The organism is Kribbella sp. NPDC049227 (assembly GCF_043197265.1).
Taxonomy (GTDB): Bacteria; Actinomycetota; Actinomycetes; order Propionibacteriales; family Kribbellaceae; genus Kribbella.
Genome location: NZ_JBICST010000001.1, coordinates 552,237 through 564,782 on the forward strand (window position 1 = coordinate 552,237; position 12,546 = coordinate 564,782).

Sequence of the window (12,546 nt, forward strand, 5' to 3'; positions counted from 1 at the left end):
CGCATCGCTCGGCAGCGCCTTAATCTCTCGCGTAGTGGAACACCACTTCCACAAAGTGGTAACTGCTGGACGCCCACCCCTGCGGCCGAAGCCCTGCCAGACACCGGATCTGAAGGCTTCGGCCGATTTTCCAGCCAGCTTCTACATCGGTGAAGAAGGTCCCTGAGAGGAGCCACCATGAGCATGAGAACCGACATCTCTGCTCCGGCGGGCCACGAACCGACAGCTGACGTCCCGGCCGGCAGCACCCGGACAGCACGGCCCAGACCCCGCAGGCGGAATGATCGAGTCGCCTATCTCTTCCTGGTCCCGTGGTTCGTCGGACTGCTGCTGCTCACGGCTGGGCCGCTGCTCGGATCCCTGTACCTGTCGTTCACCAAGTTCAACCTGCTCCAGCCACCCGCCTGGAACGGCTTCGGCAACTACGTGAAGATGTTCACCGACGACCCGCGCTACCTGCAGTCGTTGAAGGTCACCTTCATCTACGTCGCCCTGACCGTCCCCTTGCAGCTGGGGTTCGCACTGGCGGTCGCCGTCATGCTGAACCGCCCGCTGCGTGGGATGGCCTGGTACCGGTCGATCTACTACATCCCTTCCCTGCTCGGCGGCAGCGTCGCGATCGCGGTGATCTGGGGCCAGCTGTTCGACGACGACGGTGTCCTGAACAGCTTCCTCGCGTTCTTCGGCGTCGCCGGCCGCAGCTGGATCTCCAACCCCGACACCGCCCTCTACACGCTCGTACTGCTGAACATCTGGCAGTTCGGCTCGCCGATGGTGATCTTCCTGGCCGGGCTCAAACAGATCCCGCAAGAGCTGTACGACGCGGCCTCGGTGGACGGCGCGAACCCCTGGCGGCGATTCTGGTCGGTCACCGTGCCGCTGCTGACACCGATCATCTTCTTCAACGTCGTGCTGCAGATCATCCAGGCGTTCCAGGCCTTCACCTCGGCGTACGTCGTCAGCGGCGGCAGCGGTGGACCGTCGGACTCCACGTTGTTCTACACGCTTTACCTGTACCAGCAGGGTTTCACGAACCTGAACATGGGCTACGCCGCCGCGATGGCCTGGGTCCTGCTGCTGATCATCGCCACCTTCACGCTGATCAACTTCGGGCTCGCCCGTCGCTGGGTCTACTACGAGGACCGCTGATGACAACTCTTCTGCAAAGCCCGGTACGCCGGGGTCGCGGGCGGAGGTGGGCGACCCACCTCGCGTTGATCGCCGGAACCCTGGTGATGGTCTACCCGCTGCTCTGGATGGTCGGCGGATCGTTCAAGGACGAGAAGGACATCTTCTCCCAGCTCAACCCGTTCCCCGGTTCGCTGGACCCGCGGAACTACATCGCCGGCTGGACCGCGACCGATCCGACCTTCACCAGGTTCTACTTCAACTCGCTGCTGATCGCGGTCCTCGCCGTGGCCGGCAACGTGATCGCCTGCACGCTCACGGCGTACGCGTTCGCCCGACTCGAGTTCCGCGGCAAGAAGGTGTTCTTCGGCATCATGCTCGGCTCCATCATGCTGCCGGCGCACGCGCTGCTGATCCCGCAGTACGTGCTGTTCTTCAACCTCGGCTGGGTGAACACCTATCTCCCGCTGGTGGTGCCGAAGTTCCTGGCCACCGACGCCTTCTTCATCTTCTTGATGGTCCAGTTCATCCGCACGATCCCGCGCACGCTGGACGAGGCCGCGATGATCGACGGCTGCGGCAAGGTCCGCATCTTCAGCCGGATCATCCTGCCGCTGACCGGGCCGGTGCTGATCACCACCATGATCTTCACCTTCATCTGGACGTACAACGACTTCTTCGCCCAGCTGATCTACCTGTCCTACCCCAGCAGCGAGACCGTACCGGTCGCCCTGCGGCGATTCGTCGACGCGACCGGCGACTCGTCGTACGGGCAGCTGCTGGCCATGTCGGTGCTGTCGCTGGTGCCGACGTTCATCGTCTTCCTCCTCGCCCAGCGCCGGATCGTCGAAGGCATCGCCACGACCGGCCTCAAGGGCTAGCTCGAAAGGACCAGTCATGACCACACAGCTCAACCGGCGGCGCTTCCTGCAGGCCGGACTCGCGGCCGGCGTGCTCGCACCCCTGCTGTCGGCCTGCAACCTCGACCCCGCGGCCAAGGAGGCGAAGCAATCGGTCCGGTTCAGCAGCTACGGGGACCCGACCAAGCTCGGCCTGCGCAGCAAGCTCGCAGACCAGTACACCTCCAGCCATCCGGAGGTGAAGATGGTCTTCGAGGGCACCGCGACCGCGGAGTACTGGGACAAGCTCGCCACCCAGATGGCCGGCGGCAACGCACCGGACGTGATCAACATCGACATCGCCCGGATCGGCCAGTACGGCGCGGCGGGAGCGCTGCAGTCCCTGCAGAAGTACATCCCGGACACGATCGACACGAAGACGTTCGACAAGAACCTGCTCAGCCAGGGCCAGTTGAAGGGCGAGCAGTTCGGCATCCCGGTCGCGATGGGCGCCTACAGCATGGGGTACGACGTGACCGTGCTCGACCAGCTCGGTCTGGAGCACCCGACGGAGACCTGGACATGGGCCGACTACGCGACCCTGGCCAACGAGATCCGGCAGAAGTCGGGCAACAAGATCTACGGCTCGGAGGACCCCAGCGGGGACACGGCGTCGTTGCAGATCTTCCTGCGCGGCAAGGGCGAGGACCTGTACAAGGACGGCACACTCGCCTTCACCGACTCCTCGCTGACCGAGTGGTTCGAGTACTGGGCCGCCCTGCGAGCGACCGGCGGCACGATCCCCGCCGACATCGCGGCTCAGGCCAAGTACGGCGACTGGCCGACCGGGCCGCTGGTCAAGAAGCAGGCGGCGCTCGCACACATCCACACGCCCAACCTCAAGGGCGGTTTCCAGGATCTGACCAAGAACACCATCGACATCACCCTGCCACCGCGGTACACGAAGGGCGGCAAGTGCGCGACCTTCCCGGCGCCGAGCAGCTACCTGTCGCTGAACGCCAAGAGCCAGCGCGCGGACGACGCCGCCGCGTTCATCAACTGGTTCACCAACGGCGAGGAGGCCGCGAAGACCCTGCGGCTGATCAGCGGACCGCCCGCCTCGTCGGCCGGCCGGGACGTGCTGCTGAAGGGCAGTGACCTGTCGGCGAGCGAGAAGCAGGTGCTGGCCTACACCGACCTGGCGCTGAAGAACGCCTTCGCCCCGCCGCAGGCCAGCCCGGCCGCCTCGACCGCCGTCGGTGACCTGTTGCTGAAGACCAGCCAGGACATCGCGTTCAAGAAGATCTCGATCAAGCAGGGTGTACCGAAGTTCGTCGCCGATGCCCGCAAGACCCTCGAAGGCAAGTAGAGCACCATCGGATTGGAGTCCTATGCCTGACCGTGTGCTGGTCACCCGGAACGACCAGAATCCCATCACCGCCGGCAGCGTCGCCACCTGGGCGACCGAGCAGCTCGTCCAAGCGCTGGCGGAGAAGGGGATCACTGCCGCCGGCTCGCCCGAAGACGCCCTGGTGATCCGGCTGGCCACCCCCGACGAGGTCGCCACCGCGGACCTCGCGGCCGGACCCGAGTCGTACGCCGTATTCCGCGCCGAGGGCGAGATCGTTGTCGTCAGCAACGATGAGACGGGCCTGAGGTGTGGGGTGCTCGAGCTCGCGGACCGGGTCGCGGCCGGCGATGACCTCGCTGGTACGACATCCTTCGCCGAGCAGCCCGCCGTACCCGTGCGAGGTGTGGTGCGTTCGTTCTCCAGCGTGGACGAGGACCTGTCCTGGTTCCACGACCAGCAGTTCTGGACCGACTACCTGACCTGGCTGGCCGCGTCCCGGTTCAACCGGTTCCACCTCGCGCTCGGGATGCAGTACAACTACGGCGCTGATCGGCACGGTGCCACCGACAACTACCTGTGCTTCGTCTATCCGTTCCTGTTCGATGTGGACGGCTACGACGTACGGGCCGAGGGGGTCGGAGCGGACGAGCAGAAGCGAAACCTCGAGACCCTGCGCTTCATCGCTGCCGAAAGCAAGCGCCGCGGGCTGAAGTTCCAGCTCGGCCTGTGGAACCACGCGTACGACTACGGCCGGGACTCGGTCCACCGGTACCCGATCACCGGGGTCGGTCCGGACAACCACGCGGCGTACTGCGGGGCCGGCATCGCCAGGTTGCTGACCGAGTGTCCCGACATCGACGGGCTCACGTTCCGGGTGCACTACGAGGGCGGCATCCCCGACGACCGGCACGAGATCTTCTGGCGCGCGGTGTTCGAGGGGGCGAACTCGGTCGGCCGGCCACTGGAGATCGACATGCACGCCAAGGGCGTCGACCAGGCCCTGCTCGACGCCGTCGACCTGCCGAACCTGTCCCCGGTGTTGTCCGCGAAGTACTGGGCCGAGCACCTCGGACTGCCGTACCACCAGGCCTCGATCCGGGCCAAGGAGGCCGCCAAGCCGATCCCGGCCGGTCACGAGATGAAGGGCATCACCGAGTTCTCCCGGCGGTTCACCCGCTACGGGTACGGCGACTTCCTTCGCGAGGACCGGACCGTCGACCTGATGTTCCGGGTCTGGCCCGGGACCCAGAAACTCCTGGCGTGGGGCGATCCCGCGATCGCGGCAGGGTACGGGCGATTGTCGACGTTCGGTGGATCCCGCGGTGTCGACCTGTGCGAACCCCTGTTCTTCAAGGGCCGCCACGGCAGCGGCGAACCGGGTGGGCGCGATCCGTACGTCCGCGACGACCTCAAGCTGCCCGGCAACCGGGAGTGGACCAAGTACCGCTACAGCTACCTGTTGTGGGGCCGGCTCACTTACAACCCCGATGCCGAGCCCGAGACGTGGCGTCGCCATCTGCGGTCGACGTACGGCGAGGCCGCGGCGGACGTGGAGGACGCCCTGAGCCCGCTCAGCCGGATCCTCCCGCTGGTGACTGTGGTCCACGGCGTCGGCGGATCGAACAACGGCTACTGGCCGGAGGTGTACCTGAACCTCCCGATCTCGTCGCGGGTGCACTCGGATCACTACGCCGGCGACACCGATGCCCCGGCGAACTGGGGTGGCGTCAGCCCGTTCGACCCGACGACCTTCTACGGCATCGACGAGTACGTCGCGGCGCTGACCGGCCGCAAGCTCTCGGCGAAGTACACGCCGCTGGAGGTGGCCGCGTGGATCGAGCGGTTGGTCGCCGACGGACAGCCGGCCCTCGAACGCGCCCGGCAGGTCGCGGACCAGTCAGACGCGCAGGTTCGCCGGATCATGATCGACCTGGAGGTCCTGGTCAGGTTGGGCCGGTTCTTCGCCGGCAAGTTCCGGGCCGCGGTCGACTACTCGATCTTCCGGACCACCGAGGACGTCGGCTCGCTGGAGTCGGCGCTGCGGCACTACCGGGCCGCACGGGACGCGTACGCCGAGATCCCGGCCATCGTCGACGGCGTCTATCAGCGGGATCTGCGGTTCGGCATCGAGGCCTCCGAGCACGGTCAGTGGGCGGACCGGATCCCGGACATGGACGCCGACCTGGCAGCCCTCGCCGACGAACTGCGGGAGGCAGCGGGCACGAAGCCGACGGCGGCGCTGCCGGCAGCACCGGTCCGACCGGCCACGCCTGGGGTGAACCACACAGTGCCGGAGAGCTTCGAACGGGGCAAACCGGTCGCACTGTCGCTGGGCGTGGTGGACCCAGCCGTGGTGGGCGCGACACTGCACTACCGGCATGTGGACCAGTCCGAGTCCTGGCAGCAGGTCCCGATGGAACTGTCCGGCCAGACCCTGTCCGGCACCATCGACGGCGACTACACGGCGTCGACGTACCCGCTGATGTACTTCTTCAGCGTGCTGCACCGTGACGGTGGGCAAGCGCTCTACCCCGGCCTGGCCGCCGACCTGTCCAACCAGCCGTACGTCGTCCTGGGCTCCGCGACCGTCAGCGAATGATCGCCGCGATCACCACGATCGCGACAAGCGCCGCCAGGACGACAGAGGTGACGAGACGACGGGTGCGGGGGTCCACTCGCTCAGGCTAGTGGACCCCCGTCCGGGCAGATCACCCCAGTGGGTAGTTGCTGACCAGTGGCTCGGGGCGGTGGACGCCGCGGGGGCGGTAGCCGAGGGCGTCGGACAGGCCGAGGTAGTCGGACAGCAGCCAGATGATGGCGAGCCACATCTCGGTGCCCTGAAGACCGGGGATCGCGCGGTCGTCGGTGCCGTCGGGCGCGAAGGCGAAGCCTTCACCGTCGACCCAGCGCTCCAGGATCCGGCTGAGCTGATCCTCGGCCCAGCGCTTCCCCTCGTCCAGCCCGACGCTCGTCTGCTTGCGCGCCAGCCACAACGGGTGGATCACGTCCAGCACGTTGCAGGAGTTGTAGTTGTCGCCACTGAACATCCGGCGGTCATTGCTATGGGCAAGCACAGTCTTCACGGCCTGCTCCGGGTACGGCAGCGGAAGGCCGAACTGCGCATACGTACCACGGGTCAGGCGGTAGAAACCGTTGACGACCTGCAACCAGCCGTCGTCCGGATGCGGCTGACCCCACGCGCCGCTCGACGGATCGGCCCGGACGGTCAGCCAGCCGAGCAACGTCATCAAGGGCCCGGTTTCCTTGTGGTCATGGAGATTCCGGGCGAGTGCGGTGCCCAAGGCGTCGATCGCGGAACCCGCCGACCAGGCGTGCCGTGCCCACGGCAGACGGTCGAGTTCGTCCGGCTCGAAGTCGGTCCGGATCGGGTGCTCGAAGCTGCTGCCCAGGACCTGCAACGCGTACCCGACGCACAGGATGTGGTAGCTCGCCGGCCCTTCCAGCACAGCGAGTCCGGCGTCGGACGGGACCTCGAGACCGACGTCAGCGAGGTCCCCCGGCGCGACCAGTCCGCTCTTCGGATCCTGCCGCGCGCGGAGGCGGCGTACCAGGTCGTCGCGGGTGTGACCCGCGGGGGTACGACGCAGCAGTACGTCGGCGATCTCGATCGCGTCGCACCACGGGCGGATCGCAGGTTCGTGATCGAGCCCCGGGCGGTCGACGAAGCGCTCGCCGTCCCAGCAGCGGGCCAGTACGTCGTCCACCTGGTCACGCGCCTTGGCGGCGAAGGCGGTCAGGCGCGAGGCCAGATCAGACGTTGGAGCCGCCGAAGCGCCCGGCTCGCGGGACCGGAGCACCCGGGCCGGATTGCCGGCCACGACCGTGCTGGCCGGAACGTCCTTCGTGACCACCGCACCAGCACCGATGATCGAATGCGGTCCGACCGTCACCCCGTCCAGGATCGTCACGTTCGAGCCGATCCAGACGTCGTCACCGACCGTGATACCGAGCGCCGTGTGCGGCTGCCGGAAGATCGGCTGACCCGACGCGGTGCCGTGGTTGAACGCGAGCAGGGACGTATGCGCCCCGATCCGCACGCCGTCACCGATCGTGATCCGGCCCCTCACCGCCGAGAACGGATTGATGGTCGAGTCCGATCCCAGCGCGATGTGGCCGGTGACGTAGGCGTGCGCCGCGATGTACGACCGCTCCCCCATCTCGAGCTCGTCGCAGTACACCGCGGCCGACTCGGCGACGTACGCCGTGCCGGCGAGCGTAAGCGACCCGCCCAGCCGCCGCTGCCGCTCGGCCTGCCGTTCACGCTCCTCGTCGGTGGCGATCCGGTGGTACTCCCAGGGCAGGAAATCGAGTCGCAGCGGCTCAGCAGATGTCATGGGATAACGCTATCCAAGACTCGCGATCCGCGCCTGGCCAAAACCGGCGCTGCTACTCTCCCGTCTGTGCGGGGTAGGGAACAACCATGACGACACCCGGATCTCTGGCCGGCGGTCAGACCGCTGACGACGGTCCGGCGAGCAGTGGTGGGCGCCGGAGTCACCGAGTCACGATCAGCGATCTCGCGCGCCGTCTGCAGATCTCGAAGGCATCGGTCTCCTACGCGCTGAACGGCCGGGCCGGCGTCAGCGAGGAGACCCGGCAGCGGGTTCTGGCCCTGGCCGACGAGCTCGGCTTCCACCCCAACTCGGCCGCCGTGGCGCTGTCGGCCAGCCGGACCCGGACGATCGGCATCGTGATCGCCCGCGACCCGGCGCTGATCTCCACCGAAGCGTTCTACATGCGCACCCTGGTCGGCATCGAGCAGTACCTGAACGAGGTCGACTCGTCGCTGCTGCTCCGGCTGACCGGCGAGCACGGCGAGGACCTCGACGTACTGCGGCGATGGTCGCGGCAGGGGCGGGTCGACGGGTTCATCCTGTTCGACGAGCACGACGACGACCCGCGGATCCCGCTGCTGCAGGACCTCGGGGTGCCGTGCGTGGTGGTCAGCTCGAACGCGCCGAACGACCACGCCGGCCGGCTGATCAGCTCGCCCGAGGAGACCGTCACGCTGCTGCTCGACCACCTGGCCGGGCTCGGGCACCGCGACATCGCGCACATCAGCGGGCCGTTCACGTTCGTGCACGAGCAACTGCGGGTGCGGATGCTGCACGAGCACGCCGAGCGGCGCGGGATCCGGGTCCGGCACATCGAGGGCAGCTACCGGTACGACGACGGCGCGGAGCAGACCCGGGTGCTGCTGACCGGGCCGAACCCGCCGACCGCGATCGTGCTCGGCAACGACCTGATGGCGGTCGCCTCGCTCCGGGTCGCGATGGACCTCGGTACGGCGGTCCCCGGCGAGGTCTCGATCCTGGCCTGGGACGACTCGCCCCTGTGCGAACTGGCCCGGCCCGGCATCACCGCGATCGACCAGAAGACGATGGAACGCGGCCGCGCCGCGGCCGACCTGCTGTTCCGGGTCGCGGCGGGCGAAACCGACCTGCACGAGGAAGCACCGCCCGGCGAACTCCACATCCGCGAGTCGACCGGCCCCGCCCCCACCCGCTGACCCCCCCACCCCCCACCGCGCCCGCCGGCCGCCCCTGCCCTGGGCCATTTGAGGGGTTGTCCGCTCAAATCGACGGTTGTCCCGCCTCGAGATGACTGGAGAACCGGCAACGCGAGGGGATATCCGTCGAAATGCTCCGGCGTCGGGCCGAATGCGACGGCGTCGGGGGTGACGGAGGGGCGGAGGGGCTTTGCGGGGCTCTTTGAAGACTGTGTGAATTCGGGCGGATCCGGAGTGTGTCGGATTGCGCTTGCCCGGCCGGGGGTGAAGGTTGGTCGGGTCACGAGGTAGTAACGAACACGCCTCTACTGAACCGGTTAGGGTTTCGAAACTTAACCGGTTAGGCCACTATGGGGCCGATCCGCCTTCACAGGTCCGTGGAGGCTCGACGGGACGAGGGAGTCCGACGTGAGACTGCGTTCGCTTGTAGCCGCGGCAGCGGTGACCGCCTTGGGAATCAGCCTGGCCGCCTGCGGTGGCAGCGACTCGGGTGATTCCTCCGGCGGTGGTTCGGGTGGAGACCAGACGCTGACCTACTGGGCCAGCAACCAGGGCACCAGCCTGGACAACGACAAGGAGGTGCTGACCCCGGTCCTGCAGAAGTTCACCCAGGACACCGGCATCAAGGTCAACCTCGAGGTGATCGGCTGGAACGACCTCCAGACCCGGATCCAGACCGCCATCACCTCCGGCCAGGCGCCGGACGTGGTCAACATCGGTAACACCTGGGCCGCCTCGCTGCAGGCGACCGACGCGTTCCTGCCGTTCGACGGCGACGCGATGAGCGCGATCGGTGGCAAGGACAAGTTCGTGCCGACGGCCCTGGCGACCGGCGGCAAGGAAGGCACCGACCCGACCTCGGTCCCGCTCTACGGTCTGGCCTACGGCCTGTACTACAACAAGGCGATGTTCGCCGCGGCCGGCCTGCAGCCGCCGAAGACCTGGGAAGAGATGGTCACCGACGCGCAGAAGCTGACCAACCCCGCGAAGAAGCAGTGGGGCATGGCGCTGGCGGCCGGCAGCTACACCGAGAACGTGCACTTCGCCTTCATCAACGCCGCGCAGAACAAGGCCGACTGGTTCAACAGCGACGGCAAGCCGACCTTCACCGGTGACGGCAACGTGCAGGGCGTGCTGCGGTACCTCGACCTGATGCAGAAGGACAAGGTCGCGAACCCGTCCAACGCGCAGTACGACAACGGCACCAAGTCGGTGAACGACTTCGCCACCAAGAAGGTCGCGATGGTCATCAACCAGAACAACGCCGACTCCTCGATCGTTGCCAACGGCATGAAGGCCGGCGAGTACGGCGTCGTGCCGTTCCCGGCCCCGGCCGGCGGTGAGCAGGTGGCCAGCCACGTCGCCGGCATCAACCTGTCGGTCTTCAAGAACACCAAGCACAAGGACGCGGCGCTGAAGTTCGTCAAGTACATGACGGACGCGACCACCCAGACCACGCTGGGCAAGCCGTTCTCCTCGCTGCCGGTGCTGAAGGACGCCAAGCCGGTGTTCACCACCGACGCGACCGAGGCCGCGACCTTCCAGGACGTGTACAACACCAAGTCCAAGCCGCTGCCGCTGGTGCCGGCCGAGGACCAGTTCGAGAGCACCGTCGGCAAGGCGATGAACAGCATGTTCGCCAAGATCGCCACCGGCGGGACGGTGACCGCCGACGATGTGAAGGCGGCCCTGAAGACCGCCGAGGATCAGGTGGCCGCGAGTAGCTGACGCCACGCCCAGTGGCCCGGACGACGCCGTCCGGGCCACTGGCCGCGTCAGCCCACCACCGATCCCGACAAGACAGGAGGCGACCTAGACGATGTCCGTCGCCACATCCGAAGCACGGCCGGCGGCCGAGGCCAAGCCCGCGAAGAACAAGAAGCGCGGCCCGGAGCACCGGCCCGGTCTGAACCGGTGGCTGCCCTACCTCCTGCTGGCACCGGCGGTGCTGGCGGAACTGCTCATCCACATCGTTCCGATGTTCGTCGGCATCTGGATGAGCTTCGTCAAACTGACCAAGTTCTACATCGCGAACTGGTCCGCCGCTCCGAGCGCCGGCCTCAACAACTACAAGGTCGCGCTGGACTTCAACAACGCGGTCGGCGAGGGCCTGCTGAAGTCGTTCGGGATCACCGTCGCCTTCTCGCTGATCACCGTCGGGCTCTCGTGGGTGTTCGGGATGGCCGCGGCGGTCGCGCTGCAGCCGCAGTTCCGGGGCCGCAGTCTCGTCCGCACGCTGTTCCTGGTCCCCTACGCGTTGCCGGCGTACGCCGGGATCCTGACCTGGAACTTCATGCTGCAGCGTGACACCGGCGTGGTGAACCACGTGCTGGTGGACAACCTGCACCTGACCTCCGACCGGCCGTTCTGGCTGATCGGCAGCAACGCGCTCGTCTCGCTGATCACGGTCGCGACCTGGAAGCTGTGGACGTTCGCGTTCCTGACCCTGATGGCCGGCCTGCAGAGCATCCCGCGGGATGTCTACGAGGCCGCGGCGGTGGACGGGGCCGGCAACCTGCGGCAGTGGCGCAACATCACGCTGCCGTCGCTGCGGCCGGTCAACCTGGTGCTCGTGCTGGTGCTGTTCCTGTGGACGTTCAGCGACTTCAACACGCCGTACGTGCTGTTCGGTACGGCGCAGCCGCCGGCCGGTGACCTGATCACCTTCCACATCTACAACGCGTCGTTCCTGACCTGGAACTTCGGCACCGGTGCGGCGATGTCCGTGCTGCTGCTGATCTTCCTGATGATCGTCACCGGCGCCTATCTGCTCATCACGGGAAGGAGGTCGCGCCGTGCGTGAGACCAGAGGCTTCAAGGTCTACCGGGGTGTCGTCCTGGTCGTCCTCGGGCTGTTCGTCCTGATCCCGCTGTACGTGATGATCACCTCGTCGCTGAAACCGCTGAAGGACGTCCAGGGCGCCTTCACCTGGTGGCCCTCGAACCTGACCATCGCGCCGTTCGTGGACATGTGGAAGACGGTCCCGCTGGCCCGGTACTTCGTGAACAGCACGGTGGTCTCGGTGGCCGCGACGGTGCTGTCGGTGGTGCTCGCGATCCTGGCCGCGTTCGCGGTGTCGCGGTTCAAGTTCCGCGGCCGGACCGTGTTCACCACCACGGTGCTGTCGACGCAGATGTTCCCCGGTGTGCTGTTCCTGCTCCCGCTGTTCCTGATCTTCGTGAACATCAACAACTCGTTCGGGCTGCAGCTGGTCGGCACCCGGCTCGGGCTGATCATCACGTACCTGACGTTCAGCCTGCCGTTCTCGATCTGGATGCTGGCCGGGTACTTCGACAGCATCCCGAGGGAGCTGGACGAAGCGGCGCTGGTGGACGGCTGCGGCCCGATGGGCGCTCTGTGGCGCGTCGTACTCCCGGCCGCGCGGCCCGGTGTCATCGCGGTCGCGATCTACTCGTTCATGACCGCGTGGGGTGAGGTCCTGTTCGCGTCGGTGATGACGACAGAGGCCAATCGCACCCTGTCCGTCGGCCTGCGCCAGTACTCCACCCAGACGAACATCTACTGGAACCAGATCATGGCCGCCGCCCTCGTCGTCAGCGTCCCCGTAGTGATCGGCTTCCTGCTCGCCCAGCGACACTTCGTCGCCGGCGTCACCGCGGGCGCCGTCAAGTAGTCGCAGTACTACGCTCTGCCGACGGCCCCGGCTCTGTCCGGGGCCGTCGGCATGTCAGCGTGC

At 67.2% G+C, this 12,546-nt stretch carries 9 protein-coding genes; 8 read left to right on the top strand and 1 reads right to left on the bottom strand.

All coding sequences use genetic code 11. The features are described from left to right. Window positions 1–183: 183 nt before the first annotated feature. Genes ACGFH6_RS02840 through ACGFH6_RS02855 form a run of 4 tightly spaced genes read left to right on the top strand, consistent with a single transcriptional unit; the run spans window position 184 to window position 5,917 of the window. Complete coding sequence (locus ACGFH6_RS02840; RefSeq protein WP_393381144.1) at window positions 184–1,149, top strand: carbohydrate ABC transporter permease; 966 nt, start codon at window positions 184–186, stop codon at window positions 1,147–1,149. After that, the gene (locus ACGFH6_RS02845; RefSeq protein WP_393379935.1) at window positions 1,149–2,009 is read left to right on the top strand and encodes a carbohydrate ABC transporter permease; all 861 of its coding nucleotides are present in this window, start codon (window positions 1,149–1,151) and stop codon (window positions 2,007–2,009) included. The genes ACGFH6_RS02840 and ACGFH6_RS02845 overlap by 1 nt, the downstream gene beginning before the upstream one ends. Window positions 2,010–2,025: 16 nt before the next feature. After that, window positions 2,026–3,336, top strand: coding sequence for an ABC transporter substrate-binding protein (locus ACGFH6_RS02850; protein ID WP_393379936.1), 1,311 nt, complete (start codon window positions 2,026–2,028; stop codon window positions 3,334–3,336). A gap of 22 nt (window positions 3,337–3,358) precedes the next feature. Further along, window positions 3,359–5,917 carry a hypothetical protein gene (locus ACGFH6_RS02855; protein WP_393379938.1) on the top strand — a complete coding sequence of 853 codons (2,559 nt, stop codon included), beginning with the start codon at window positions 3,359–3,361 and terminating at the stop codon, window positions 5,915–5,917. Between the two features lie 109 nt (window positions 5,918–6,026). Here ACGFH6_RS02855 and ACGFH6_RS02860 read toward each other — a convergent pair whose 3' ends face one another. After that, window positions 6,027–7,673: an acyltransferase gene (locus ACGFH6_RS02860; protein WP_393379939.1), complete on the bottom strand. Its 1,647-nt coding sequence runs from the start codon at window positions 7,671–7,673 to the stop codon at window positions 6,027–6,029. Window positions 7,674–7,759: 86 nt separating this feature from the next. Between ACGFH6_RS02860 and ACGFH6_RS02865 the strand changes: the two genes are divergently transcribed. The 4 genes from ACGFH6_RS02865 (at window position 7,760) to ACGFH6_RS02880 (ending at window position 12,483) form a co-directional block, all read left to right on the top strand. Further along, the gene (locus tag ACGFH6_RS02865; RefSeq protein WP_393379941.1) at window positions 7,760–8,848 is read left to right on the top strand and encodes a LacI family DNA-binding transcriptional regulator; all 1,089 of its coding nucleotides are present in this window, start codon (window positions 7,760–7,762) and stop codon (window positions 8,846–8,848) included. Between the two features lie 408 nt (window positions 8,849–9,256). Further along, window positions 9,257–10,576 carry an ABC transporter substrate-binding protein gene (locus ACGFH6_RS02870; protein WP_393379942.1) on the top strand — a complete coding sequence of 440 codons (1,320 nt, stop codon included), beginning with the start codon at window positions 9,257–9,259 and terminating at the stop codon, window positions 10,574–10,576. Between the two features lie 91 nt (window positions 10,577–10,667). Next, a complete protein-coding gene (locus tag ACGFH6_RS02875) occupies window positions 10,668–11,651 on the top strand; it encodes a carbohydrate ABC transporter permease (RefSeq protein WP_393379944.1) in 984 nt (327 codons plus the stop codon). Continuing rightward, window positions 11,644–12,483: a carbohydrate ABC transporter permease gene (locus tag ACGFH6_RS02880; RefSeq protein WP_393379946.1), complete on the top strand. Its 840-nt coding sequence runs from the start codon at window positions 11,644–11,646 to the stop codon at window positions 12,481–12,483. Before ACGFH6_RS02875 ends, ACGFH6_RS02880 begins: the two co-directional genes overlap by 8 nt. The last annotated feature ends 63 nt before the right edge of the window (window positions 12,484–12,546 follow it).

Excerpts from the sequence above, each read along its gene's own strand:
- ACGFH6_RS02840 (WP_393381144.1), top strand. The coding sequence starts at position 184 with ATGAGAACCGACATCTCTGCTCCGGCGGGCCACGAACCGACAGCTGAC.
- ACGFH6_RS02845 (WP_393379935.1), top strand. The coding sequence starts at position 1,149 with ATGACAACTCTTCTGCAAAGCCCGGTACGCCGGGGTCGCGGGCGGAGG.
- ACGFH6_RS02850 (WP_393379936.1), top strand. The coding sequence starts at position 2,026 with ATGACCACACAGCTCAACCGGCGGCGCTTCCTGCAGGCCGGACTCGCG.
- ACGFH6_RS02855 (WP_393379938.1), top strand. The coding sequence starts at position 3,359 with ATGCCTGACCGTGTGCTGGTCACCCGGAACGACCAGAATCCCATCACC.
- ACGFH6_RS02860 (WP_393379939.1), bottom strand. The coding sequence starts at position 7,673 with ATGACATCTGCTGAGCCGCTGCGACTCGATTTCCTGCCCTGGGAGTAC.
- ACGFH6_RS02865 (WP_393379941.1), top strand. The coding sequence starts at position 7,760 with ATGACGACACCCGGATCTCTGGCCGGCGGTCAGACCGCTGACGACGGT.
- ACGFH6_RS02875 (WP_393379944.1), top strand. The coding sequence starts at position 10,668 with ATGTCCGTCGCCACATCCGAAGCACGGCCGGCGGCCGAGGCCAAGCCC.